The sequence below is a fragment of the Rathayibacter tanaceti genome (genome assembly GCF_009834165.1).
Classification (GTDB): domain Bacteria; phylum Actinomycetota; class Actinomycetes; order Actinomycetales; family Microbacteriaceae; genus Rathayibacter; species Rathayibacter tanaceti.
Window position 1 is genome coordinate 1,353,213 of the sequence record NZ_CP047186.1, and the last position, 26,151, is coordinate 1,379,363.

Below are 26,151 nucleotides of genomic sequence, written 5' to 3' on the forward strand. Positions count from 1 at the left end.
GCACCGTACGACCCAGCACCGTACGAATCAGCACCGTACGCATCAGCACGAGAGAAAGAGCGGGCTTTGCACGACCCTCGCCCGCAGTCCTCCCTCCGTCCCGAGCACCCGGTGCCGCGGAGCCTCTCCCAGCTCGTCGCGGAGTTCTCGCTCGGGCCGGTCCGCGGGATCGAGGGCGTCGAGGTGAGCGGGGTCACGCTCGACTCGAACCGGGTCGAAGCGGGGGACCTCTACGTGGGAGTCGCAGGACGACGCGCGCATGGCGCGGCCTTCTCGGCGGCGGCCGCCTCCTCCGGAGCAGTCGCCGTGCTGACCGACCCGGCCGGAGCCGATCTCGCCGCCGACAGCGGACTCCCCGTCCTGGTGACCCCCGACCCGCGCGCCGCCCTCGGCGATGTGGCGGCGTGGATCCACCGGACTCGCGAGGACGTACCGACCCTCTTCGGTGTCACCGGCACCAACGGCAAGACGAGCGTCGTCTACCTCCTCGACGCGCTGCTTCGCCGCCTGGGAGTCGTCTCCGGCTTGAGCTCGACGGCCGAGCGCCGCATCGGCGACGTCGCCGTGGTGAGCTCGCTGACCACTCCCGAGGCCAGCGAACTGCACGGGCTGCTCGCGCGGATGCGGGAGTCGGCCGTCCGGGCCGTCTCGATCGAGGTCTCGGCGCAGGCGCTCAGCCGGCACCGCATCGACGGGCTCGTCTTCGATGTCGTCGGGTTCACGAACCTCAGCCACGACCACCTCGACGACTACTGCGACATGCGCGAGTACTTCGAGGCGAAGGCCGACCTGTTCGAGCCCGAGCGTGCGCGGCGTGGAGTCGTCACGGTCGACAGCACCTGGGGCCGCGAGCTCGCCGAGCGCAGCAGGATCCCGGTCGCCACCCTCGCCAGCTCGGCGGTGCTCGGCGTGCCGCCCGAGACGCCGGCCGACTGGTCGATGACCGTGGTCGACGCGACCGCCGACTCCACGACCTTCCGTCTCGACGGGCCGGAGAACCGCTCCGTCGTCGTCACTGTCTCGCTGATCGGCTGGTACATGGCGGCCAACGCGGCACTGGCGATCGTGATGCTGGTCGAATCGGGCTTCGACCTCGACGCGATCACCCACGCGCTCGAGGAGAGCCGGCTCGACGTTTACATCCCGGGTCGCGCCGAGCTGGTGTCCGGCGATCGCGGACCCCGGGTCTACGTCGACTACGGCCACACGCCGGACGCGTTCCAGAACGCCCTCGAGGCCCTGCGGGCCCTGACACCTGGGCGGCTGATCATGGTGTTCGGCGCCGACGGCGACCGCGACACCACCAAGCGCGGCGACATGGGCGCGATCGCGGCCCGACTCGCCGATGTCGTCATCGTCACCGACTTCCACCCGCGCTGGGAGGACCCCGCGGCGATCCGCGCGGTCCTGCTCGAGGCGGCTCGCGCGGCCGTCCCCGGCCGGGAGGTCCACGAGATACCGGATCCGCGCGCCGCCGTGCGCGCCGCCGTCGCGCTCGCGCGCGAGGGCGACTCGATCCTCTACGCCGGCCCCGGCCACGAGGACTACCAGGAGATCGCAGGAGTGCACATGCCGTATTCGGCCAGAGACGACGTCCGGCAGGCTCTGCGCGAGGCGGGCTGGCTCTAGATGATCGCGCTGACCCTCACCGAGATCGCCGCAGCCGTCTCGGGACGCCTCCACCTCGCCGGCTCGTCGGCGAGCGCCTCCACCGTGGTCGTCGGAGCGACCGAGACGGACTCCCGCGAGATCGCTCCGGGCGGAGTCTTCGTCGCCAAGCGCGGCGAGCACACCGACGGTCACCTCTTCGCACCGGCGGCGCTCGAGCGGGGCGCGGCGCTCCTGATCGTCGAACGTCCCCTCGATCTCGATGTGCCGCAGGTCCTGGTCGACGATTCCGTCGAGGCGCTCGGGGCACTCGCGACCGAGGTGGTCCGCCGGGTCCGCGCGAAGGGCGGCCTCACCGTCATCGGCGTCACGGGATCGAACGGCAAGACCACGACCAAGAACCTGCTGCGCACGATCCTCGAGCGGGTGGGCGAGACGGTCGCGCCGCGCGGCTCCTTCAACAACGAGGTCGGCGCACCGATCACAATGCTCCAGGTCTCGGAGTCGACCCGCTTCCTCGTCGCCGAGATGGGTGCGAGCGCCGTCGGCGAGATCCGCCGCCTGGTGCGGATGGCCAAGCCCGACGTCGGAGTCGTCCTCGCGGTCGGCCTCGCGCACGCGGGTGAGTTCGGCGGGATCGAGCGGACGCTCGAGGCGAAGACCGAGATGGTCACCGACCTCACCGCCGACGACGTGGCCGTGCTCAACGCCGACGACGGCCGCGTCGCCTCCATGGCCGGGCGCACGGCGGCACGCGTGCTGTGGTTCGGCCGCGGCGACGGAGCCGATGTGCGCGCGGTCGACATCGAGCCGACGGCCGATGGCACCCGCTTCACCATCGAGGTCTCGGCGGGGGAGGGCCGCGAGGCCGGCCGTGCCGAGCTGCTCCTGCGCGTCCTCGGCGAGCACCACGTGATGAACGCCCTCGCGGCCACTGCCGCCGCTCTCTCGGTCGGAGTCGCTCTGCCCGCGATCGTCGACGCACTGGCGACTGTGACGCTCGCCGAGCGCGGTCGCATGGAGGTCCTCGGCGGCGAGGACGTCCGCGTCATCAACGACGCGTACAACGCGAGCCCCGACTCCACCGCCGCCGCGCTGCGCACCCTCGCCCAGATCGCCCGGCCCGAGGGCCGCACCGTCGCCGTCCTCGGAGAGATGAGCGAGCTGGGCGAGTGGGCCGACGAGGAACACGAGCGCGTCGGGCTCCTGGCCGTGCGCCTGAACATCGCCCAGATCGTCGTGGTGGGCCGTGGCGCCCGCCGCATCCACGTGGCCGCCGAGCGCGAAGGCTCCTGGAGCGGCGAGTCTGTCTTCGCCGAGGACTCCGACGCCGCGTTCGCGTTCCTCGAGGGGTACCTCCGTCCCGGCGACACCGTTCTCGTTAAGTCGTCGAACTCCGCGGGGCTGCGCTTCCTCGCCGAGCGTCTCGGGGAGCGTCACCGATGAGGGCCCTGCTGCTGTCCGGCGCGTTCTCGGGAGCGTTCACGCTCCTGATGACGCCCCTGTTCATCCGCCTCTTCCACCGGCTCCAGTGGGGCCAGTTCATCCGCGAGGACGGGCCGAAGTCGCACCATGTCAAGCACGGCACCGCCACGATGGGCGGCATCGTCATCATCCTCGGCACCGTGGTGGGCTACTTCCTCGGGATGCTGTTCGGCAACCGGTCGCTCGCCCCCTCGGCCCTCCTGGTGCTGTTCATGATGGTGGGCCTCGGGCTGGTCGGCTTCACCGACGACTTCCTCAAGACCCGCAATCAGCGCAGCCTCGGGCTCGGCGGCTGGGCGAAGATCGCCGGTCAGGTGATCGTCGCGGCGGCCTTCGCCGTCATCGCGATCATGGTGCGCGATTCGAACGGGCTGACGCCGGCGTCGACCTCGATCTCGTTCATCCGCGATCTGCCGTTCGACTTCGCCGTACTCGGTTGGGTCGGCATCGGGTTGTTCGTGCTGTGGATCTGCATCATCGTCACGAGCACGTCCAACGGCGTCAATGTCGCGGACGGTCTCGACGGCCTGGCGACGGGCTCGTCGATCCTCGCGATCGGCTCCTACGTCATCATCGGGTTCTGGCAGTCGAACCAGTGGTGCTTCGATCAGCACCTCAACCCCGAAGTCGTCGACAAGTGCTACCAGGTGAGCGACCCATTCGACCTGGCTATCATCGCCGCGGCGATCTCGGGGGCGCTGGTCGGCTTCCTCTGGTGGAACACCTCGCCCGCGCAGATCTTCATGGGCGACACGGGCTCACTCGGCCTCGGCGGCGCCCTTGCCGCCCTCGCGATCCTCACCCGCACCGAGCTGCTCGTCATCCTCATCGGCGGCCTGTTCGTGATCGTGACCGGCTCGGTCATCGTCCAGCGGATCTACTTCAAGCTGACCCGGGGCAAGCGCATCTTCCTGATGAGCCCCCTCCACCACCACTTCGAGCTCAAGGGCTGGGCCGAGATCACCGTCGTGGTCCGCTTCTGGATCATCGCGGGTATCCTCGCGGCGACCGGTGTCGGGCTCTTCTACCTGGAATGGCTCTCGCTGGAATGACTGATCCCGCCCGTCTCGACTCCCTCCGCAGCTGGCACTCGGACTGGCGGGGCCTGCGGGTCGCCGTGCTGGGTCTGGGAGTCACCGGATTCTCGGTCGCCGACACGCTGACCGAGCTCGGCTCGGAGGTGCTGGTCCTGGCGGACCGCGTCGACGAGGAGCGCGAGCGCCTTCTCGAGGTCATCGGCGCGCGCCTGCACCGCGCCGAACGCCTCGACTCCGTGCCCGGCGAACTCAGCGCGTTCGCGCCCGACCTGGTCGTCGTGTCGCCCGGGTTCCGGCCGACGCATCCGATTCTGCTGTGGGCGGCAGAGGCGGGGATCGCCGTGTGGGGCGATGTCGAGCTCGCCTGGCGAGTGCGCGACAAGGTGCTCCGCGCCGACGGCACGCCGGCCGACTGGGTGGCGGTCACCGGCACCAACGGCAAGACCACGACGGTGCGACTGACGGCGACGATGCTCGTGGCCGGCGGTCTGCGCGCCGCGCCGTGCGGCAACATCGGGATCCCGGTCCTCGACGCCGTGCGCGACCCGCAGGGCTTCGACGTGCTGGTCGTCGAGCTCTCCAGCTACCAGCTGCACTATCTCGGTGCGATCTCGCCGATCGCGAGCACCTGCCTCAACATCGCCGACGACCACCTCGACTGGCACGGCTCGGTCGAGGCGTACCGCGCCGCGAAGGGCAAGGTCTATGCGGGGACCCGCCTCGCGTGCGTCTACAACCGGGCCGACGCGGCCACGGAGCAGATGGTGCTCGACGCGGAGGTCGTGGAGGGCGCTCGCGCGATCGGCTTCGGACTCGGCGTGCCGGGTCCCAGCGACTTTGGGATCGTCGACGGGATCCTCTGCGATCGCGCGTTCCTCGAGGATCGCCGCACCAGCGCTCTCGAGATCGCCACTGTCGACGAACTCGCCGAGCGCCACCTCGCCGCGCCGCACATCGTGCAGAACGTGCTCGCCGCCGCCGCTCTCTCCCGCGCCTGCGGGATCGAGGTCGCTGCGATCCGCCGTGCTCTGGCCGGCTTCGAGCTCGACGCCCACCGCATCCAGGTGGTCGCGGAGCGATCGGGAGTCACCTGGGTCGACGACTCCAAGGCCACCAATCCGCACGCGGCCGACGCCTCGCTGCGCGCCTACCCGTCGGTGGTCTGGCTCGTCGGCGGGCTTCTCAAGGGTGTCGACGTCGACACGCTCGTCTCCGCCCACGTCGACCGCCTGCGCGGCGCCGTGGTCATCGGAGCCGACCGTTCGGCGCTCCTCGAGGCATTCCGACGACACGCGCCCGCCCTCCCCGTCAGCGAGGTGGTCCCGGACGACACTGGTGCGGTGATGCAGGCGGCCGTCGAGGCCGCTGCGGCACTCGCCCGCTCGGGCGACGTCGTCCTGCTCGCACCCGCCGCAGCATCGATGGACCAGTTCCGCGACTACGCGGCTCGGGGCCGCTCCTTCGCGGCCGCCGTGGCGACCCACCTGGGAGGAGGAGCCGATGACCGCTCCGACGACGAGCCGCCCCGCGGGCCGCTCGCGCACTGAGCCGCGAGAGAAGGACAGGGGCGGGATGCGCACGGCGCGAATCGTCCTGTCGAAGGTCTTCGCCTCGCAGTCGCCCAACTTCTACCTGCTCTTCGGAACCACGTTCTTCCTGGTGCTGTTCGGCCTGACGATGGTGCTGTCCTCCTCGTCGGTGACCTCCTATCTGAAGGACGACGACTCCTTCGGCGGGTTCATGCGCCAGGGCGTCTTCGCTGTGGCGGGCGTCCCCCTCATGCTGATCGCCTCGCGTTTCCCTGTGCGGTTCTGGAAGCGCATCGCCGGTCCGCTGCTGATCGTCGGCTGCCTCCTGCAGCTGCTGGTCTTCACTCCTCTCGGCACCGAGATCGGCGGCAACCGCAACTGGCTCGACCTCGGCGGACTCTCGATGCAGCCGTCCGAGATCCTCAAGCTCGCCCTGGTCCTCTGGCTGGCGGTGACGCTGGAGCGCCGACTGCGGCGCGAGCAGGACTGGCGTCACGCTCTGCTGCCCGTCCTGCCCTTCGGAGGGATCGCCCTGGTGCTGGTCCTCGCAGGCGGCGACCTCGGCACGGTGATGATCATGGCGGGCATCTTCCTCGCCGCGCTCTTCTATGCGAACGTCCGCGTGCGCATCATCATCCCGCTCATCGTCGCCGGGGCGGTCGGAGCCGTGCTCTTCGCACTCACGAGCTCGAACCGCGTGACCCGCATCCTGTCGTTCTTCGGCGACTGCTCCGGATCGGAGCAGTACGAGAACTCGTGCTGGCAGCCCGTGCACGGCACCTGGGCGATGGCCTCCGGAGGCATCTTCGGGGTCGGTCTGGGCAACTCCAAGGCCAAGTGGTCGTGGCTGCCCGCCGCCGACAACGACTACATCTTCGCGATCATCGGGGAGGAGCTGGGCCTCATCGGCGCCGTCGTCGTCCTCGCTCTGTTCGTGGTCCTCGCGGTCGCGTTCTTCCGGGTGATCCACGCCTCGACCGACCCGTTCGTGCGCATCAGCACCGGTGCGGTCATGGTCTGGCTGATCGGTCAGGCGTTCGTGAACATCGGCGTGGTGCTGGGGGTTCTGCCGGTGCTCGGGGTGCCGCTGCCGCTCATCTCGTCCGGAGGCACCGCTCTGCTCAGCTCGCTCCTCGCCATCGGCGTCGTCCTCTCGTTCGCCCGCGAGCAGACGACCGCTCTGCCCGTGCTGGGCTCGCTACGACGACGCTCGACGAAGGCCGCTGCGTCGTGACCCGCTACCTGCTGGCGGGCGGCGGCACGGCCGGCCACGTCAATCCGCTGCTCGCCACCGCTGACGAGATCCGCCTCCGCAATCCCGGGGACGAGGTCCTCGTGCTCGGCACGGCGGAGGGCCTGGAGGCGCGCCTCGTCCCGCTCCGGGGCTACGAACTCTCGGTCATCCCCCGGCTGCCCTTCCCGCGGCGGCCGAACGCCGCCGCCCTGCGCTTCCCGCTCGCGTTCCGCGCGACGATCGACGGCATCGTCCGGACGATCCGTGAGCGCGGGATCGATGCCGTGGTCGGCTTCGGCGGCTATGCGGCGGCTCCCGCGTATCTCGCAGCGCGCCGTGCCCGCATCCCCTTCGTCGTGCACGAGGCGAACGCGCGTCCTGGTCTTGCGAACCGGCTCGGCGCTCGCGCGACGCCTCACGTCGGTGTCGCGTTCGAGGGCACCCCGCTCCCGCACGCGCAGGTGGTCGGCATGCCGCTCCGGCGCGAGATCGCCGAGCTCGACCGCTCCGCTCGACGCGAGGAGGGGCGCCTCGCGCTGGGCCTGGATCCCGAGCGCCCGACGCTGCTGGTCACCGGAGGCTCGCTCGGCGCCCGGCGGATCAACGCGACCGTGCACGCCTCCGCGTCCGCCCTCGTCGCCACGGGCTTCCAGATCCTGCACATCACCGGCGACCGCGCCGAGATCACCGATCCGGGGATCGACGGGTACCACCTCCTCGCCTACTGCGACCGGATGGATCTCGCCCTGTCGGCGTCGGACTTCGCGGTCTCGCGCGCGGGAGCGGCGACCGTCAGCGAGCTCAGCGCGCTCGGCCTGCCCGCGGTGTACGTCCCGTATCCGGTCGGCAACGGCGAGCAGCGCGTCAACGCGCGCGGCGTGGTGGACGCCGGAGGAGCGCTCCTCGTCGAGGACGCGGCGTTCCTGCCCGTCTGGGTCGAGCGAGTGCTCGTGCCGCTGCTCGGCGACTCCGCCCGCCGCGACGAGATGGCGCGCCGTGCCGCGCGAGTCGGGGTCCGGGACGGCTCAGGGAGGCTGGTCGACCTGATCGGATCGAGCCTGACCGCGCCGCGGTGACCGCGCTCCGCGCTGCTCGGGAGAGCCCTCCCGCCCACCGTCTACACTGATCCGGCGCCCGGCGCGAGGCCCCTCGCGCGCAGCGCCGACCACCCGAAAGCGAGAGCCCCGTGATCAAGCCCGACCTCGGCATCACCATCCCCGACGAGCTCGGCTCGGTGCACTTCATCGGCATCGGCGGCTCCGGGATGAGCGGGATCGCACGGCTCTTCCAGCACGCCGGCCACCGGGTGACCGGCTCGGACGTGCGCGAATCGCACCCGATCGAGCAGCTGCGCGAGCTGGGGATCCCCGTCGCCATCGGCCACGACGCCGCGCACCTGGGGGACGCCGAGGCGGTGGTGGTCACGTCAGCGCTCTGGCCGGACAACCCCGAGTACGTCCTCGCGAAGGAGCGCGGCCTCCCCGTGCTGCACCGCTCGCAGGCCCTCGCCTGGCTGGTGCGCGGCAAGCGTCTGGTCGCGGTCGCCGGCGCGCACGGCAAGACCACCTCGACGGGCATGATCGTCACCGGTCTGCTCGGGGTGGACGCCGATCCGAGCTTCGTCAACGGCGGGATCATCGAGAGCCTCGGCACGTCCTCCGCGGCCGGCTCCGGCGAGGTCTTCGTCGTCGAGGCGGACGAGTCCGATGGCAGCTTCCTGCTCTACGACGCCGCGGTCGCCCTGATCACCAACGTCGATCCCGACCACCTCGACCACTACGGCTCGCTCGAGGCCTTCGAGGAGGCGTTCGTCACCTTCGCCTCCTCCGCGAGCGAACTCGTCGTGATCTCCTCCGACGATGCGGGCGCGGTCCGCGTCTCCGAGCGTCTCGGCGATCGCCGGGTGATCACCTTCGGCGAGTCCGAGGGATCGGACGTCCGCGTCGTCGATCTCGAGCTCGTGGGGCCGGTCGGCTTCGCCCTCGAGTACGAGGGCCGCCGCTACGCCGCGCGCCTGCGGATCCCGGGGCGACACAACGCGGTCAACGCGGCCGGTGCCTTCGCCGTGCTCGTGGGCCTCGGCTTCGACCCGGCCGCCTCCCTCGAGGCCGTGTCGGCCTTCGGAGGCACCGAGCGCCGGTTCGAGTTGCACGGCTCGGTGCGCGGCGTCAGCGTCTATGACGACTACGCCCACCACCCGACCGAGGTCGCCGCTGCACTGTCCGCCGCCCGCACGGTGGTCGGCGAGGGACGCATCATCGCGCTGCACCAGCCGCACCTCTACAGCCGCACCCGCCTGTTCGCGCGCGAGTTCGCCGAGACCCTGGAGCGCTACGCCGATGAGACCGTCGTGCTCGACGTCTACGGCGCCCGCGAGGATCCCGAGCCCGGGGTGACCGGAGCGCTGGTGAGCGACAAGTTCGCCGACCCCTCCCACGTCTCGTTCGTCCCCGACTGGGAGGAGGCGGCGCGCCGCACGGCCGAGATCGCGCGCGAGGGCGACTTCGTCATCACGCTCGGGTGCGGGGACGTCTACCGCATCATCCCGCAGGTCCTCGAGTCGCTCGGCGCGAGCGAGGGCGCTCCGGTCGCACGATGACCGCGGCCAGCGCCGGGCACCTCCGCGGGGAGCGCGCATGAAGCGGCCCGACGCCGACCGCCGGCCGAGCGTGCGTCCACCTGCGCCGCCGTCGGGCGACCGTGAGCAGCCCACCGAACCGGTGCGCATCGTCTCCTCGCTCCGGGTGCGCACCGAGGCAGAGCCGAGCGCTCCGGAGCGCACGAGCGGCAGGATCGCTGCGGCCCGCGCCGCGCTCGCCGGTGTCCGCGTGCCCGACGTCCGCCTGCCCGGCGCCGAGAACCGTGCGGTGAAGCGGGCCGAGCGCGAGCGGAGGCGCTTCGAGCGCGGCGAGGTCCGCCGCTTCACGCAGCGCTCGCGTCGTCGTCGGCGGATTGCCCTGGTGGTCGCCGGGTCGCTGGTGGCGCTGGCCCTGATCGTCGGCATCGCGGCCTTCTCGCCGCTGATGGCGGTGCGCACCATCGAGATCACGGGCACACAGCGCGTCGATGCGGCGACGGTGCAGGGCGCGCTCGACGATCAGCTCGGTGTTCCGCTCACCCTCGTCGACCGGGGGGAGGTCGGCCGCGTGCTCGGCGCCTACCCGCTCGTCCAGAGCTATTCCGTGCAGACCCGGCCGCCGGGCACGCTGGTGATCACCGTCGTGGAGCGCGCACCGCTGGGCGTGATCGAGCGGGACGGCCGGTTCGATCTCGTCGACGCCGCTGGCGTGGTCATCGAGACGGCGGACGCGGCGCAGCCCGGCTATCCGCTGCTCACCACGCCGTCGAGCGACGCCTCCGGAGCCGGGTTCCGCGCGACCGCAGGCGTGTTGCGGGCCCTGCCGCGAGCGCTGGCCGAACAGGTCACCGCGGCGGCCGCGACGACCGGCGACGACGTCTCGCTCACGCTCGCCGGCGGGGCGAAGGTGGTGTGGGGCGGCTCGGACGCCTCCGCGGTGAAGGCCGTCGTGCTCGAGAAGCTGATGGCGGCGACCGATCCCGCGACTGTCGCCTCCTACGACGTCTCCTCGCCCGAGGCGGCCGTGGTCGCCCCGCGGTCGTGACGTGGGACTGATCCGTCCGGCTGTTTCCCGATTGCGGGCGTGTCTGCCGGGAGCGCGCCCCTCCTCGGCCTACCGTCGGAGCCGCACCCACTATGCATACTCAGTATAACTTTAAGCCTCAACTACAGGTTTAATGTTCAGCCCGGAGGCCGGAGACGTGACTTCAAACCAGAACTACCTCGCCGTGATCAAGGTCGTCGGCATCGGCGGTGGCGGCGTCAACGCTGTCAATCGCATGATCGAGCTCGGTCTGCGCGGTGTCGAATTCATCGCGATCAACACGGATGCCCAGGCGCTCCTGCTGAGCGACGCCGACGTCAAGCTCGACGTCGGACGCGAGCTGACCCGTGGTCTCGGTGCCGGTGCCGACCCCGAGGTCGGCCGTCGTGCCGCCGAGGACCACGCCGAGGAGATCGAGGAGGTCCTCGCGGGCGCCGACATGGTCTTCGTCACCGCGGGCGAGGGGGGCGGCACCGGCACCGGAGGCGCGCCCGTCGTCGCGCGCATCGCCAAGTCGATCGGCGCTCTCACGATCGGTGTGGTGACCAAGCCCTTCGGCTTCGAGGGCCGTCGCCGCCAGACCCAGGCCGAGGCCGGCGTCGCCACGCTCAAGAATGAGGTCGACACCCTCATCGTCGTCCCCAACGACCGCCTGCTCGAGATCAGCGACCGCGGCATCTCCATGCTCGAGGCCTTCGCGACCGCCGACCAGGTGCTCCTCGCCGGTGTCCAGGGCATCACCGACCTCATCACGACCCCGGGCCTGATCAACCTCGACTTCGCCGACGTCAAGTCGGTCATGCAGGGAGCCGGATCCGCGCTGATGGGCATCGGCTCGTCCCGGGGCGCCGACCGCGCGATCAAGGCGGCCGAGCTCGCCGTCGCCTCGCCCCTGCTCGAGGCCAGCATCGACGGCGCGCACGGTGTGCTCCTCTCGATCCAGGGCGGATCGAACCTCGGCATCTTCGAGATCAACGATGCCGCTCGCCTGGTGCAGGAGGCGGTGCACGCCGAGGCGAACATCATCTTCGGAGCGGTCATCGACGACACTCTCGGGGACGAGGTTCGCGTCACCGTCATCGCGGCGGGCTTCGACGGCGGCGAGCCCGGCGGCGCGGCCCCTGCAGCGGTCGCCCAGCCCCGGCCGCAGCAGAGCATCGCGAGCGAGTCGCCCGCCGAGCCCGCTCCGGCTCCCGCCGCTCCGCCGGTCGCGGGTTCGATCTGGTCGAGCACCCCGGCCGCTGCTCCGGCTCCTGTCGCCGACCCGTCGTTCGACGACGACGAGAGCGATCTGGACATCCCGGACTTCCTCAAGTAGCCGTGCCCGATCCGGAGCTGGCCGCGCGCTGGGCCGCGGTCTCCGAGCGGGTCGCCGAGGCGACCCGCTCGTCCGGTCGTGCGGCCTCGTCCGTCACGACGATCGTCGTGACGAAGTTCCATCCGGTCTCCCTCCTCCGCGACCTGCTCGAGCTCGGCGTCGCCGACTTCGGTGAGAACAGGCACCAGGAGGCGCAGCAGAAGTCCCTCGACCTCGCCGGCACGGCCGCACGCTGGCACTTCATCGGGCAGCTGCAGAGCAAGAAGGCGCGCCAGGTGCGCCGCTATGCGCGCGCTGTGCACTCCGTGGACCGGCTCGCCCTCGTCCCGCTGCTCGACACCGGCGAGGATGCACTCGACGTCTACCTCCAGGTCAACCTCACGGACGACCCCGATCGCGGCGGAGCGGCGCCCGCCGATGTCGAGCCCCTCGCGGAGGCGCTCGCGGACGCCGGCAGCCTGAGCCTGCGCGGGGTGATGGCGGTCGCTCCGCTGGGCGAGGATCCGCGCCCGGCCTTCGCGCGTCTGCGGGCGATCTCGGACCGCGTGCGCGCCGTCGACCCCGGTGCGACGGCCATCTCGGCGGGCATGTCGCACGACTTCGCCGACGCGATCGCCGAGGGCGCGACACACCTGCGAATCGGGTCGGCAATCACCGGAGAACGCCCCGTCCGCACCTAACCTCGTGGTGACCCACCTGTGGGAGCACACACGACACGGAGGACACCCATGGCCAACCCGCTGAAGAAGACGATGGTCTACCTCGGACTCGCCGACGAAGAGGTCGAGTACGAGCGCGCCGAACCCGTCGAGGCGGCTCCCGCGACCGCTCACCGGGCTCCGGTCTCGCCGGTCCAGCCCGTTCCGCCGGTCGAGCCGACCCCGCAGCCCCGCGCGACGGTCACCCCGCTCCGCAAGCCCACCCCCCAGACACCGAAGGCGACGGCACACGCCGAGATGAACGAGATCCTCACCGTCCACCCGAAGCAGTACCGCGACGCGCAGGTCATCGCGGAGAACTTCCGCGATGGCATCCCCGTGATCATCAACCTCTCGCAGATGAGCGACGCGGACGCCCGTCGTCTGATCGACTTCGCGAGCGGGCTCTCGCAGGGCCTCTTCGGCCGCATCGAGCGCGTGACGAGCAAGGTCTTCCTGCTGTCCCCGTCGCACATCACGGTCGCCGGCGACTCCGCCTCCGCCGAGAACGATGCCGACGCGTCGTTCTTCGCGAAGTCCTGATCCCGGGAGCCCTGGCTCGCGGTGAATTCCGTCGTCTCGCTCCTCGGGAGCGTCCTCTACTTCGTCCTGCTCCTGTACTTCTTCGCGATGTGGGCCCGGTTCGTGCTCGACCTCGTCAGGGTCATCCGGCGTGATTGGCGCCCCCGTGGCGCAGGTCTGGTCGCGGCGGAGGGTGTCTACACCGTCACCGATCCACCGATCGGCTTCTTCCGCAGGCTGATCAAGCCGGTCTCGATCGGCCCGATCGCCCTCGATTTCGGCTGGAGCCTGACCATGCTCTGCGTCATCGTGGGCATGTACATCGCCACGTGGCTCCAGCGCGCCTGACGGTCCCTGTATCGTTGGCGACGATCGGACGTTCTCCGCGGTGCCAGCACTGCGCCGTGCGCCTGAAGTTGCTAGCTTTAGTCGAACGTTGATAAACGTGTACCTACTTGAAATCGAAGGTGGAAAGCCATGGCGCTCACTCCCGAAGATGTTGTCAATAAGCGGTTCCAGCCGACCAAGTTCCGCGAGGGATACGACCAGGACGAGGTCGACGACTTCCTCGACGAGGTCGTCGTTGAGCTGCGTCGCCTGAACCAGGAGAACGAGGAGCTGCGTCAGCGGCTCTCGTCCGGCGACTCCCGCACATCCGACACCCGCGTGTCCGACGCGCCGCGCGAGAGCATCCCCGCTCCCGTCGCGGAGGAGGCGGTCGCCGCCGAGCCCGAGCCGCAGCCCGAGGTCGTGCCGATCGCCGCCCCGGTGACCGCTCCGGTCGCCCCGCAGCAGTCGGCCCCGGCCGACGAGGCCGAGAGCTCGAGCGGGTTGCTGCAGCTCGCCCGTCGACTCCACGAGGAGCACGTGCGCGAGGGCACCGAGAAGCGCGACGCGCTCATCGCCGAGGGCCGCGCCACAGCCGCGCGCCTCGTCGCCGAAGCCGAGGCCAAGCAGCGCCAGCAGGTGGCGAAGCTCGAAGAGGAGCGTGCCACCGTCGAGCACCGCATCGACGAGCTCCGCACCTTCGAGCGCGAGTACCGCCAGAAGCTGAAGAGCTACATCGAGGGTCAGCTCCGCGACCTCGACACCCAGCCGGCAGCGGCTGAGTCCTCGCTGTCGGGCTTTGGGGCGTAGTCCCGCCGCAGCCGACGTCAGGCCGAGGGTGCTGGTCGCCCTCGGCCTCGTCGCGTTCGCGGTCTTCGCGATCGACCAGACCGCGAAGTACCTGGTTACCACGAACCTCGCCCTCGGCGAGGACGTGCGTATCCTCGGAGACGTCCTGATCCTGCACTACGTGAAGAATCCGGGTGCCGCTTTCTCCCTCGCCAGCGGATCGACGTGGATCTTCTCGATCATCGCCGCGTGCGTGGTCGTCGCCGTCCTCTGGTTCTCCAGCCGGATCCGCTCCCTGGCCTGGGCCGTCTTCTTCGGGCTGCTGCTCGGCGGCACGCTCGGCAACCTCTTCGACCGCCTGTTCCGCGAGCCCTCCTTCGGGCTCGGTCACGTGGTCGACTTCCTCTTCACGCCATGGCTGCTCCCGGCGATCTACAACGTCGCCGACATCGCCATCTGCTCGGCGATGGCTGTCTTCGTCGTCCTCAGCCTGCGCGGCGTGGCGCTCGACGGCACCCGTGCCGAGCGCGGGTCGCGCGCAGAGACGACGGACGACGCGGCCCCGCCGGAGGAGGCCGCGAGCGACGTCGATCGCCGCGGCGGACGCTGATGGCGCAGTCGCGCTCCCTGCCGGTGCCGGACGGGCTGGACGGTCTCCGCGCGGATGCTGCGGTGGCCAAGCTGCTCGGGTTCTCGCGCAGCTTCGCCGCCGAGGTCGCCGAGGCGGGAGGAGTGAGCGCCGACGGACGCGTCCTCGACAAGAGCGACCGGGTCCGCGCGGGCACCTGGCTCAGCGTCGAATGGCGCCCTCGCCGAGAGCCGACGATCGTCCCGCTCGCGGTGCCCGATCTGGCGATCGTCCATGATGACGACGACATCGTCGTGATCGACAAGCCGGTGGGCGTCGCCGCCCACCCGGCCGTCGGATGGGAGGGGCCGACCGTCCTCGGCGCACTCGCCGCCGCCGGCTTCACCGTCGCCACCTCCGGAGCGGCCGAGCGCGCCGGCATCGTGCACCGACTCGACGCCGGCACCAGCGGGCTGATGGTGGTCGCGAAGTCCGAGCGCGCCTACGCGCACCTCAAGCGCGCCTTCCACGACCGTACGGTCGAGAAGGTGTACCACGCGGTCGTCCAGGGCCACCCCGATCCGCTCGCAGGCACGATCGACGCGCCCCTCGGCCGCCATCCGTCCTCGGACTGGAAGTTCGCGGTCCGCGCCGACGGCAAGCCGTCGATCACGCACTACGAGACCATCGAGGCGTTCCCCTTCGCGTCCCTCCTCGAGGTCCACCTCGAGACCGGGCGGACCCACCAGATCCGCGTGCACATGGCAGCGCAGCGCCACCCCTGCGTGGGCGACGCGATGTACGGGGCGGACCCGACGCTCTCGAAGCGGCTCGGACTGACGCGCCAGTGGCTCGACGCGGTGCGACTCGGCTTCACGCATCCCGGCACGGGGGAGTGGGTGCAGTTCGAGGCCTCGTACCCCGACGATCTCGCACGCTCGCTCGAGCTTCTGCGCGGCGAGTGATCCGGGCGGACCCGGCCCGAGCATCCGTCAGCGCAGCTAGACTTTTCCCCGCCGTGTCCGCGACCCTTCCCGGGTCCCCGGCCCCCTGCCCGCAGTCCGCTGGAGGCGCATCCTTGCCGAGTAACGATTCCTTCGTCCACCTGCACGTGCACAGCGAGTACTCGATGCTCGACGGCGCCGCCCGGGTGAAGCCGCTGATCGATGCGGCGGTCGAGGAGGGCATGCCGGCGATCGCCGTGACCGACCACGGCAACGTGTTCGGCGCCTTCGACTTCTGGCGCACGGCGACCGCGGCAGGGATCAAGCCGATCATCGGCACCGAGGCCTACCTCACTCCTGGCACGCACCGCACCGACAAGACGCGCATCCGCTGGGGCGACGGCGGAGGGGACGACGTGTCCGGTTCCGGCGCCTATACCCACATGACGCTGCTGAGCTCGACCACGACCGGCATGCACAATCTCTTCCGCCTCTCGTCGAAGGCGTCGATCGAGGGCTACTACTTCAAACCGCGGATGGACCGCGAGATCCTCTCGCAGTACTCCGAGGGGCTGATCGGCACCACCGGCTGCCCGAGTGGCGAGGTGCAGACCCGCCTCCGGCTGGGGCAGTACAGGGAGGCGCGGCAGGCGGCCGCCGACTACCGCGACATCTTCGGCAAGGAGAACTTCTTCGCCGAGATCATGGACCACGGGCTCGACATCGAGCGGCGCGTCATCGCGGACGTGATCCGACTCGCCAAAGACCTCGACCTGCCGCTCGTCGCGACCAACGACCTGCACTACACGCACGCCCACGACGCCACGTCGCACGCGGCGCTGCTCTGCGTGCAGTCGGGCACCACTCTCGACGACCCCAAGCGATTCAAGTTCGACGCGGACGAGTTCTACCTCAAGTCTCCGCGGGAGATGCGCCAGGTGTTCCGCGACCACCCCGAGGCCTGCGACAACACGCTGCTGATCGCCGAGCGCTGCGACGTGCAGTTCGACACCTCCGCGAACTACATGCCCCGCTTCCCCGTGCCGGAGGGCGAGACGGAGGACACCTGGTTCACCAAGGAGGTCGAGGCGGGCTTGCGCGAGCGGTACCCCGGCGGGATCACCCAGGAGGTCCGCGAGCGCGCGGACTACGAGATGGGCGTCATCCGCCAGATGGGCTTCTCGGGGTACTTTCTCGTCGTCGCCGACTTCATCAACTGGTCCAAGCGCAACGGGATCCGCGTCGGACCGGGTCGCGGCTCCGGTGCCGGCTCGATGGCCGCCTACGCGATGCGGATCACCGACCTGGATCCGCTGCACCACGGACTGATCTTCGAGCGCTTCCTCAACCCCGACCGCGTCTCGATGCCCGACTTCGACGTCGACTTCGACGACCGTCGCCGCGGCGAGGTGATCCGCTACGTCACAGAGAAATACGGCGACGAGCGTGTCGCGCAGATCGTCACCTACGGCACGATCAAGGCGAAGCAGGCGCTCAAGGACGCCTCGCGCGTGCTCGGCTTCCCCTTCGGGATGGGCGAGAAGCTCACCAAGGCGATGCCGCCCGCGATCATGGGCAAGGACATCCCGCTCAGCGGAATCAACGATCCCGCACACGGCCGCTACAAGGAGGCGGTGGACGTCCGGAACGTCATCGCCGAGGACCCGCAGGCCAAGCTCGTCTTCGACACCGCGCTCGGTCTCGAGAACCTCAAGCGCCAGTGGGGCGTGCACGCGGCCGGCGTCATCATGTCAAGCGATCCGCTGCTCGACATCATCCCGATCATGAAGCGGGAGCAGGACGGCCAGATCGTCACGCAGTTCGACTACCCCGCCTGCGAGTCCCTCGGCCTGATCAAGATGGACTTCCTGGGGTTGCGGAACCTCACGATCATCGACGACGCGCTCGACAACATCCGCGCGAACCGCGAGCAGGATCTCGTGCTCGAAGACCTCTCGCTCGACGACCAAGCCGCCTACGACCTGCTCGCCCGGGGGGACACGCTCGGCGTCTTCCAGCTCGACGGCGGCCCGATGCGCGGTCTGCTGCGCCTGATGAAGCCGGACAACTTCGAGGACATCTCCGCGGTGCTCGCGCTCTACCGGCCGGGCCCGATGGGCGCCGACTCCCACACCAACTATGCGCTGCGCAAGAACGGCGTGCAGCAGATCACTCCGATCCATCCGGAGCTCGAGGAGCCGCTCGCGGAGGTGCTCGGCGGGACCTACGGCCTGATCGTGTACCAGGAGCAGGTCATGTCGATCGCGCAGAAGCTCGCGGGGTTCACGCTCGCGCAGGCCGACCTCCTGCGGCGCGCGATGGGCAAGAAGAAGAAGTCCGAGCTGGACAAGCAGTTCGAGGGTTTCTCGGGCGGGATGACCGCCAACGGCTACTCGATGGAGGCCGTCAAGACGCTCTGGGACATCCTCCTGCCCTTCTCCGACTACGCCTTCAACAAGGCGCACTCGGCCGCCTACGGAGTCGTCTCGTACTGGACGGCCTACCTCAAGGCGCACTACCCCGCGGAGTACATGGCGGCGCTTCTCACGAGCGTCGGCGACTCCAAGGACAAGATGGCCGCCTACCTCAACGAGTGCCGGCGCATGGGAATCAAGGTGCTCCCGCCGGACGTCAACGAGTCGATCGGCTTCTTCACCGCGGTCGGCACCGACATCCGCTTCGGCCTGGGTGCCGTGCGCAACGTCGGGACGAACGTGGTCGAGGGCATCCGCGCGGCGCGCGAGGAGAAGGGGCGCTTCGAGTCGTTCCACGATTTCCTCCGCAAAGTGCCGCTGCAGGTGACGAACAAGCGCACGGTCGAGTCCCTGATCAAGGCCGGAGCCTTCGACTCGCTCGGGCCCACCCGTCGCGCACTCGTGGAGGTGCACGAGGACGCGGTCGAGGCAGCGGTCGGCGAGAAGCGCAACGAGGCCAACGGCCAGGTGGGCTTCGACTTCGACAGTCTCTGGGACGAACCGCAGGCCGCCGTCCAGGTGCCGGAGAGACCCGAGTGGGCCAAGCGCGACAAGCTCGCCTTCGAGCGCGACATGCTGGGCCTCTACGTGTCCGACCATCCACTCGCCGGGCTCGAGACCGAACTGGCCAAGCACTACAGCACCACGATCGCCGACCTGCTCATCTCCGAGACCGTCGCCGACGGCGAAACCGTGGTCGTCGCCGGGCTCGTCACGAGCGTGCAGCACCGGATGGCGAAGACCTCGGGCAACCAGTACGGGATGATCCAGGTCGAGGACTTCGGCGGCGAGATCACCTGCATGTTCATGGGCAAGGCGTACCAGGAGTTCGCCCCCGCCCTCACCAACGACTCGATCGTGGTGGTCCGGGGCCGCGTGAGCATGCGCGACGACGGGATGAACCTGCACGCGTTCAGCCTCTTCGCCCCCGAGCTGAGCCAGGACGGCGACTCCGGCCCGCTCACCGTCTCGATGCCGGAATCGCGCGCGACGACCGACACCGTCTCACAGCTCAGCGACGTGCTCATCCGGCACTCCGGGCAGACGGAGGTACGGCTGAAGCTGATCAAGGGCGACACGGCCCGTATCTTCGAGGTGCCGTTCCCGGTGCGGATCACCCCCGACCTCTTCGGCGAGCTGAAGAGCCTGCTGGGCCCCAACTGTCTGTATTGAATTCCGAGCCGGTCCCTGCCCGGCTCGGCTCGTGCGGGTGGCGGGGTTCCGTGGGGCGTGTTGCGGTCGGCTACGACGATCCGCTGGGACGCGGATCGCCGGTTCGTCGTGTGTGTGGTGAGCCGGTCCCTGCCCGGCTCGGCGCGGTCGGCTCGTGGGGGTGGCGGGGTTCCGTGGGGCGTGTTGCGGTGGTCGAGCAGCCCTCCGCGGCATCTCGAGACCCGCGATGAGCGGCGGCGAAAGAGCGGGGGAGGGCGCCGCGTAGACTGGGGCGGCCATGATCCAGACTCTCGATCTTCGTGGGCGGCGTCCGTCCGCCGCCGAACTCCTCGCCCTCGTGCCCCGCAATCCGGGCACCTCCGCCTCGGTCGGGCCGGTCGTCGCCGAACTGATCGCCGATGTCCGTGAGCGGGGAGCCGAGGCGCTGCTCGACCAGTCGGAACGTCTCGACGGCGTGCGTCCGCCGGAGCTGCGCGTGCCCGCCGAGAAGATCGCACAGGCCCTCGAGCAGCTCGAACCCTCGATCCGCCTCGCCCTCGAGGAGGCGATCACCCGCGTCCGCCGCGCGAGCGCGGCGCAGATCCCGCCGCCCCGCACCACCGAGCTGGACGCCGGCGCGACGGTCACCCAGCGCTGGCAGCCGATCGCGCGCGCCGGCCTCTACGTCCCCGGTGGCAAGGCCGTCTACCCCTCCAGCGTCGTGATGAACGTGGTCCCCGCGCAGGCCGCCGGGGTCGCCTCCATCGCGCTGGTCTCGCCCCCGCAGAAGCTGTTCGGCGGATCCGTCCACCCGACGATCCTCGCCGCCGCAGCTCTGCTCGGCATCGACGAGGTCTATGCGCTCGGAGGCGCGGGGGCGGTCGCCGCACTCGCGTACGGTGTCGAGTCCCTCGGTCTCGATCCCGTCAGCATCATCACCGGGCCGGGAAACGTCTGGGTCACCACCGCCAAGCGCCAGGTCCTTGGGCAGGTGGGCATCGACTCCGAGGCCGGCCCGACCGAGATCCTGGTGATCGCCGACGACTCCGCCGATGCCCGCCTCATCGCCGCCGACCTGGTCAGCCAGGCCGAGCACGACGAAGCAGCGTCGGCCGTCCTCGTCACCGACAGCCCCGAGCTCGCCGCCGCCGTCGGCCGCGAAGTGGTCGCGCAGGCCGCGAGCACGCACCACGCCGAGCGCGTGGCGATCGCCCTCGACGGGCCGCAGTCGGCCCTCGTGATCGTCGACGACCTCGAGCTGGCCTGCGCCTTCAGCGACGCCTACGGTCCGGAGCACCTCGAGCTGCACACCATCGATCCCGCCGCGACGGCCGAGCGGATCCACGACGCCGGCGCGATCTTCCTCGGCCCGACTGCTCCCGTGAGCCTCGGCGATTACCTCGCCGGTTCCAACCACGTGCTGCCGACCCTCGGCCAGGCGCGTTTCTCCTCCGGCCTCGGCGCGTACACCTTCCTTAGGCCGCAACAGGTGATCTCCTACGACCGTTCGGCGCTCGAGCGGGTCGCGCCGCACATCCGAGCGCTCAGCGACGCCGAGGCGCTGCCAGCCCACGGCGACGCCGTCGACGCCCGCTTCGCCTGATCACGAGAGGCCACGATGTTCTGCCCCTTCTGCCGGCACCCCGACTCCCGAGTGATCGACTCGCGCACCAGCGACGACGGTCTGTCGATCCGGCGTCGCCGCCAGTGCCCCTCCTGCGGTCGCCGTTTCTCCACGACCGAGACCGCGAGTCTCGTCGTGATCAAGCGCAGCGGAGTCGTCGAGCCGTTCAGCCGGGAGAAGATCGTCAGCGGCGTGCGGAAGGCCTGCCAGGGCCGACCCGTGACCGACTCCGATCTCGCGGTGCTCGCCCAGCGGGTCGAGGAGAACATCCGCTCGACCGGTGCGTCGCAGATCGACGCGAACGACATCGGGCTCGCGATCCTCGCGCCGTTGCGTGAGCTCGACGAGGTCGCGTACCTCCGCTTCGCGAGCGTGTACCAGGCCTTCGACTCGCTCGACGACTTCGAATCCGCCATCGCTCTGCTCCGCGCCGAGCGGACGGCGGTGCCGCAGGGCGCCGACGAGAACTGAGGTCCTGGTGTACCCCCTCCTCTTCCGCACGTTCCTGCGCCGCCTCGATCCTGAGCAGGCGCACCACCTCGCCTTCCCGGTGATCCGCGCGCTCGGAATCGCCGCTCCGCTGGTCCGCCGCTTCACCCTCCCGCGCGCCGATCACTCGGTCGAGGCGCTCGGACTGCGCTTCGAGACGCCCTTCGGCATGGCGGCCGGCTTCGACAAGGACGCGACCGCCGTCCTCGGCCTGGGCGCGCTGGGCTTCGGCCACGTCGAAGTCGGCACGGTGACGGCGCGTGCGCAGCCTGGCAACGAGCGGCCGCGCCTGTTCCGGCTCGTTGCTGATCGTGCCCTCGTCAACCGCATGGGCTTCAACAATCTCGGGGCCGAGGCGGCCGCTCGCCGTCTCACCCGGCTCCGCCGCGTCCGGCGCAGGCCGGTCATCGGAGTGAACATCGGCAAGAGCCGGATCGTCGCTGTCGACGATGCGATCGAGGACTACCTGGTCAGCACACGCCTCCTGGCGCCGCTCGCCGACTACCTCGTCGTCAACGTCAGCTCGCCGAACACCCCCGGGCTCCGGGGCCTCCAAGAGATCGACAGGCTCGAGCCGCTCCTGGCCGCGGTGGAGGACGCGGCCGGAACCACACCTCTCCTGGTCAAGATCGCTCCTGACCTCTCGGACGAGGAGGTCGCTCGCGTCGCCGAACTCGCGGTGCGTCTGGGCCTGGACGGCATCATCGCCACCAACACGACGCTCTCGCGCGACGGACTGCGGACGGATCCGGCCGTCGTCGAGGCGGCGGGAGCCGGCGGCCTCTCAGGCGCCCCGCTCGGCGCCCGAGCGCTCGACGTGCTGCGGTCGATCCGAGCGGTCGTCCCCGCCGACTTTTGCGTCGTCTCGGTCGGCGGAGTGGAGACCGCCGCCGACGTGCAGAGCCGCCTCGACGCGGGGGCCACCCTTGTGCAGGGCTACACGGCCTTCGTCTACCGGGGCCCGCTCTGGGCGCGGGAGGTCACCATCGGGCTGCGCACGCGCTGAGCGCAGACCCCCGCCTCGGGCACCGGGGAGCAGGACCGGAGCCGCACGCGGCTCCGAGCTCACTCGGGGAACGCGCCGCGCTTCACCTGCGGTTTGGGGAGGCGCATCACCCGCAGCTGGAGCGCGCGGGTCGCCGCGTACCAGCGAATGCCCTTCTCGACGTTCGCCGGGCCGAAACGGTCGCCCAGCTTGCGGCGCATGCGCGCGCCCAGCAGGACGCAGTCGACCACCGCGACGAGGAAGAACACCCAGATCACGATCAGCGAGATCGACTGCAGTTCGGGCTGAGGGAAGAAACTGAGCAGCAGCACAACCACCATCACCGGGATGAGGAACTCGCCGAGGCTGAAGCGCGCGTCGATCCAGTCCCGGACGAACTTGCGCTGCGGGCCCTTGTCGCGCAACGGCAGGTAGCGCTGGTCGCCGGCCGCGAGGCCGACCCTGGCCTGCTCGCGGGCGACCGCGGCCTTCTCGCGGGCGTCGCGCGCAGCCTGCTTGCGGTCGGTCACCACGAGGGGACGCTTGCGCGCCAGCTCCTGCTCGCGACGTGTCGGCGTCGGCCGCCCCTTGCCTGCGGCGGGGCCGGCCTCATCGGGCGTGTCGGGTGCGATCGGGTGCTTGGCCACGGTGAACGTCCTTGGAATCGGGGGTCTCTTAAGATTACCTCCATGGCTCACGACGCTCCGACTCCGTCCGCTCTCTCGTCCGAGGAGGAGGCCGTCCTCTCCGCCGTGCGCGACGACCTGCCGCGCTCGTTCGCGCAACTGGGGCAGCTGGTCCGCATCCCGTCGGTCTCGTGGGACGGCTTCGACGCGTCGCGGGTCGCTGCCAGCGCGGAGGCGATCGCAGAGCTCGCGCGCGAGTCCGGCGCTTTCGACGATGTGGCGATCCACAGCGCGACGATCGGCGACTCCGGCGTCCTCGGTCAGCCGGCCGTCCTGGCGACACGCTCGGCGCGCAACGGCGCGCCCACGATCCTCCTCTACGCGCACCACGACGTGCAGCCTCAGGGCGCCGAAGCGGCGTGGGAGACGCCGCCGTTCGAGCCGACCGTGCGCGGCGACCGTCTGTACGGGCGCGGCGCCGCCGACGACAAGGCCGGAGTCGTGTCCCACCTCGCCGCGGTCCGCGCTCTGCGCGAGGTGGCCGGTGACGAGCACGACCTCGGCCTGGTGCTGTTCATCGAGGGCGAGGAGGAGTTCGGCTCCCGCTCGTTCCCGACGTTCCTCCGCGACCACCACGAGGCGCTGCGCGCCGACGCGATCATCGTCGCCGATAGCGACAACTGGGATGTCGACACTCCGTCGCTGACGGTCGGACTGCGCGGCAACGTCACATTCACCCTCACGGTGAGCACGCTCGCTCACGCCTCCCACTCCGGGATGCTCGGGGGAGCGGTGCCCGATGCGATGCTCGCGGCGGTGCGCCTGCTCTCGACTCTCTGGAGAGAGGACGGCTCGGTCGCGGTGGAGGGACTCATCGAGCACACCGGAGCCGTCCCCGAGACGACCGAGGCCGACCTGCGCCGCGATTCGGGCCTGCTCGACGGAGTCTCGCCGATCGGGACCGGTCCGATCCTCTCGCGCACCTGGTCGAAGCCGGCCGTCACGGTGACGGGGATCGACGCGCCGAGCGTCGTCGACGCCTCCAACACGCTCCTCCCCTCGGTGCGCGTCAAGATCAGCGCGCGCATCGCGCCGGGCCAGGACGCGTCGGAGGCGTTCACCGCCCTCGAGCGGCACCTGCGGGCGCACGCTCCGTTCGGTGCGCACCTTGCCATCGACGACGTCAACACCGGCGAGCCTTTCCTCGTCGACGCCTCCGGCTGGGCCGTCGACCTGGTCAAGGGGGCGATGGCGGACGCCTGGGGCCGTGAGCCGCTCGAGACGGGTATCGGCGGCAGCATTCCCTTCATCGCTGATCTGGTCCGCGAGTTCCCGGCGGCGCAGATCCTGGTCACAGGAGTCGAGGACCCGGACTCGCGCGCGCACAGCCCCAACGAGTCGCTGCACCTGGGCGTCTTCAAGCGGGCTGCACAGGCGGAGGCGCTCTTCCTGCTCCGCGCGGCCGCCCGCCGAGGCTGACGCGCAACCCTGCGGAACGGCTAGGGGATCCGCGGAGCACCTCCGGGCTCTGCGGATCCCGGGCTCTGCGGAATACCCCGGCCCGCACGCGGGTTGCAGCCGTAGAATCCCGGAAGCACGACGACCGTTCCGCCCGTTCCCCTGAGGAGTGACATGTCCGACACGACACTGACCGACCAGACAGTGACCCCCGTCGCCACCCGGGCCGACGCGGCCCACGGCGTCTCGATGACCCCCACCGCCGCGGCCAAGGTCAAGAGCCTCCTCGAGCAGGAGGGGCGCGACGACCTCCGTCTGCGGGTCGCCGTGCAGCCCGGAGGCTGCTCCGGCCTGATCTACCAGCTCTACTTCGACGAGCGCACCCTCGACGGCGATGCCGCTGTCGAGTTCGAGGGAGTCGGTCTCGTCGTCGACAAGATGAGCGTCCCCTACCTCGACGGAGCCTCGATCGACTTCGAGGACACCATCCAGAAGCAGGGCTTCACGATCGACAACCCCAACGCGGGCGGCAGCTGCGCCTGCGGCGACAGCTTCCACTGACGCGCCGCGGCGTGAGCCGCAGGATCGCCCTCGGACGGCGCCCGACAGGCTGCTCCGGCGGCCAGCTGGGCGCCGTTCGTCGTGACTGCACCCCTCGGGCGCGAGGTCAAGAGCGCGCGGACGTGCACCGAGCCGCCGAAGCGGAAGGGTAGGCTGGACCCGGTCTAATACAGTTTCGTGTGAACTGGTCCCCAGTCTTCCGAAAGGTCACCGGTGCGCTTCAATCGCCGAATCCGCAGATGGGTCGCTGCCCCCGTCGCAGGAGCCCTCGCCCTCGTCCTCGCGGGCTGCACTCAGGAGCAGCTCCAGGGTTGGCTCCCCACCGAACCCGGGACGACGAACCATGTCGACCGGGTGATCGGACTCTGGGTCACCTCCTGGATCGTCCTACTGGCCGTGGGTGTCGTCACCTGGGGTCTCACCATCTGGGCGGTGGTGGTCTACCGACGCCGCAAGGGGCAGACGGGTCTGCCGGTCCAGCTGCGGTACAACATGCCGATCGAGATCTTCTACACGATCGTGCCGCTGATCCTGGTCATCGGATTCTTCGCCTTCACCGCGCGCGACCAGGCCGCCATCGAGCAGGCCTATGACGACCCGGACGAGACCATCCAGGTCTACGGCAAGCAGTGGGCGTGGGACTTCAACTACGTCGATGAAGACGTCTACTCGGCCGGGATCCAGGGCCAGTACCAGGAGGGTGGAGACGCCGCTGGAGCGCTCGTCGAGTCCGAGGTGCCCACCCTGTACCTGCCCGTCGGGCAGAAGATCAAGATCCAGCTCGACTCGCGCGACGTGATCCACTCCTTCTGGGTCGTCGACTTCCTTTACAAGAAAGACATGATCCCCGGCAAGACGAACTACATGTACGTCACGCCGCTCAAGGAGGGGACCTATGCGGGCAAGTGCGCCGAGCTCTGCGGCGAGTACCACTCCGCGATGCTCTTCAACGTCAAGGTCGTCTCGCAGGGCGAGTACGACGACTACATCGAGTCCCTCCGCGATGCGGGGCAGACGGGCCAGCTCGGCGCCGACTACGACCGCAACAGCAACCTTCCCGGCACCGGCGCGCCGGCCCGAACAGAGAACGAGGAGTAAGG

The 26,151-nt window shown here is 70.2% G+C and carries 23 protein-coding genes; 22 read left to right on the top strand and 1 reads right to left on the bottom strand.

Annotated elements, in window-relative coordinates; all coding sequences use genetic code 11:
* Positions 1–66: 66 nt before the first annotated feature.
* The 19 genes from GSU10_RS06370 to GSU10_RS06460 all read left to right on the top strand — a co-directional run bounded on the left by GSU10_RS06370 (position 67) and on the right by GSU10_RS06460 (position 22,427).
* Entirely contained in the window at positions 67–1,629 is a 1,563-nt protein-coding gene (locus tag GSU10_RS06370; protein ID WP_132505154.1) for a Mur ligase family protein, read from the top strand.
* Positions 1,630–3,054, top strand: a complete 1,425-nt coding sequence (locus tag GSU10_RS06375; RefSeq protein ID WP_068209191.1) for a UDP-N-acetylmuramoyl-tripeptide--D-alanyl-D-alanine ligase — start codon at positions 1,630–1,632, stop codon at positions 3,052–3,054. It begins immediately after the preceding gene.
* Positions 3,051–4,145, top strand: a complete 1,095-nt coding sequence (mraY, locus tag GSU10_RS06380) for a phospho-N-acetylmuramoyl-pentapeptide-transferase (RefSeq protein ID WP_068209188.1) — start codon at positions 3,051–3,053, stop codon at positions 4,143–4,145. Before GSU10_RS06375 ends, mraY begins: the two co-directional genes overlap by 4 nt.
* Entirely contained in the window at positions 4,142–5,677 is a 1,536-nt protein-coding gene (gene murD / locus GSU10_RS06385) for a UDP-N-acetylmuramoyl-L-alanine--D-glutamate ligase (protein WP_068209185.1), read from the top strand. The genes mraY and murD overlap by 4 nt, the downstream gene beginning before the upstream one ends.
* On the top strand, positions 5,631–6,893 hold the full coding sequence (ftsW, locus tag GSU10_RS06390; protein WP_132505151.1) for a putative lipid II flippase FtsW: 1,263 nt from the start codon (positions 5,631–5,633) through the stop codon (positions 6,891–6,893). The genes murD and ftsW overlap by 47 nt, the downstream gene beginning before the upstream one ends.
* Positions 6,890–7,969, top strand: coding sequence for a UDP-N-acetylglucosamine--N-acetylmuramyl-(pentapeptide) pyrophosphoryl-undecaprenol N-acetylglucosamine transferase (locus tag GSU10_RS06395; protein ID WP_068209176.1), 1,080 nt, complete (start codon positions 6,890–6,892; stop codon positions 7,967–7,969). The genes ftsW and GSU10_RS06395 overlap by 4 nt, the downstream gene beginning before the upstream one ends.
* Positions 7,970–8,079: 110 nt before the next feature.
* Positions 8,080–9,492, top strand: coding sequence for a UDP-N-acetylmuramate--L-alanine ligase (gene murC / locus GSU10_RS06400; RefSeq protein WP_068209173.1), 1,413 nt, complete (start codon positions 8,080–8,082; stop codon positions 9,490–9,492).
* 37 nt (positions 9,493–9,529) lie between these two features.
* Positions 9,530–10,516 (top strand): cell division protein FtsQ/DivIB, encoded by a 987-nt coding sequence (locus GSU10_RS06405; protein WP_082845024.1) that lies wholly within the window; start codon positions 9,530–9,532, stop codon positions 10,514–10,516.
* A gap of 157 nt (positions 10,517–10,673) precedes the next feature.
* Complete coding sequence (gene ftsZ / locus GSU10_RS06410; RefSeq protein ID WP_068209170.1) at positions 10,674–11,834, top strand: cell division protein FtsZ; 1,161 nt, start codon at positions 10,674–10,676, stop codon at positions 11,832–11,834.
* 2 nt (positions 11,835–11,836) lie between these two features.
* Entirely contained in the window at positions 11,837–12,514 is a 678-nt protein-coding gene (locus GSU10_RS06415; RefSeq protein ID WP_132505148.1) for a YggS family pyridoxal phosphate-dependent enzyme, read from the top strand.
* 48 nt (positions 12,515–12,562) lie between these two features.
* Positions 12,563–13,075: a cell division protein SepF gene (locus tag GSU10_RS06420; protein WP_068212826.1), complete on the top strand. Its 513-nt coding sequence runs from the start codon at positions 12,563–12,565 to the stop codon at positions 13,073–13,075.
* Positions 13,076–13,162: 87 nt separating this feature from the next.
* On the top strand, positions 13,163–13,402 hold the full coding sequence (locus tag GSU10_RS06425; protein WP_082845269.1) for a YggT family protein: 240 nt from the start codon (positions 13,163–13,165) through the stop codon (positions 13,400–13,402).
* Positions 13,403–13,531: 129 nt separating this feature from the next.
* Entirely contained in the window at positions 13,532–14,191 is a 660-nt protein-coding gene (locus tag GSU10_RS06430; protein ID WP_068212830.1) for a DivIVA domain-containing protein, read from the top strand.
* 28 nt (positions 14,192–14,219) lie between these two features.
* Positions 14,220–14,780, top strand: coding sequence for a signal peptidase II (gene lspA / locus GSU10_RS06435; protein WP_330220174.1), 561 nt, complete (start codon positions 14,220–14,222; stop codon positions 14,778–14,780).
* Positions 14,780–15,703 carry an RluA family pseudouridine synthase gene (locus GSU10_RS06440; RefSeq protein WP_132505145.1) on the top strand — a complete coding sequence of 308 codons (924 nt, stop codon included), beginning with the start codon at positions 14,780–14,782 and terminating at the stop codon, positions 15,701–15,703. Before lspA ends, GSU10_RS06440 begins: the two co-directional genes overlap by 1 nt.
* A 164-nt stretch (positions 15,704–15,867) precedes the next feature.
* Positions 15,868–19,329 (top strand): DNA polymerase III subunit alpha, encoded by a 3,462-nt coding sequence (gene dnaE / locus GSU10_RS06445; RefSeq protein ID WP_068212837.1) that lies wholly within the window; start codon positions 15,868–15,870, stop codon positions 19,327–19,329.
* A 277-nt stretch (positions 19,330–19,606) separates the two neighbouring features.
* Positions 19,607–20,911 (top strand): histidinol dehydrogenase, encoded by a 1,305-nt coding sequence (hisD, locus tag GSU10_RS06450; RefSeq protein ID WP_132505142.1) that lies wholly within the window; start codon positions 19,607–19,609, stop codon positions 20,909–20,911.
* Positions 20,912–20,926: 15 nt separating this feature from the next.
* A complete protein-coding gene (nrdR, locus tag GSU10_RS06455; RefSeq protein WP_068213510.1) occupies positions 20,927–21,403 on the top strand; it encodes a transcriptional regulator NrdR in 477 nt (158 codons plus the stop codon).
* A 7-nt stretch (positions 21,404–21,410) separates the two neighbouring features.
* Positions 21,411–22,427: a quinone-dependent dihydroorotate dehydrogenase gene (locus GSU10_RS06460; protein ID WP_132505139.1), complete on the top strand. Its 1,017-nt coding sequence runs from the start codon at positions 21,411–21,413 to the stop codon at positions 22,425–22,427.
* Positions 22,428–22,486: 59 nt separating this feature from the next.
* On the opposite strand, the gene GSU10_RS06465 is transcribed toward GSU10_RS06460, so the two are convergent.
* Positions 22,487–23,053 (bottom strand): DUF3043 domain-containing protein, encoded by a 567-nt coding sequence (locus tag GSU10_RS06465; protein WP_132505136.1) that lies wholly within the window; start codon positions 23,051–23,053, stop codon positions 22,487–22,489.
* Between the two features lie 42 nt (positions 23,054–23,095).
* Here GSU10_RS06465 and GSU10_RS06470 point away from each other — a divergent pair, with 42 nt between their 5' ends.
* The 3 genes from GSU10_RS06470 (at position 23,096) to ctaC (ending at position 26,149) form a co-directional block, all read left to right on the top strand.
* Complete coding sequence (locus tag GSU10_RS06470; RefSeq protein ID WP_068211980.1) at positions 23,096–24,511, top strand: dipeptidase; 1,416 nt, start codon at positions 23,096–23,098, stop codon at positions 24,509–24,511.
* Positions 24,512–24,664: 153 nt separating this feature from the next.
* Positions 24,665–25,051, top strand: coding sequence for an iron-sulfur cluster insertion protein ErpA (gene erpA / locus GSU10_RS06475; RefSeq protein WP_068211977.1), 387 nt, complete (start codon positions 24,665–24,667; stop codon positions 25,049–25,051).
* A 213-nt stretch (positions 25,052–25,264) separates the two neighbouring features.
* Entirely contained in the window at positions 25,265–26,149 is an 885-nt protein-coding gene (gene ctaC / locus GSU10_RS06480) for an aa3-type cytochrome oxidase subunit II (protein ID WP_132505133.1), read from the top strand.
* The last annotated feature ends 2 nt before the right edge of the window (positions 26,150–26,151 follow it).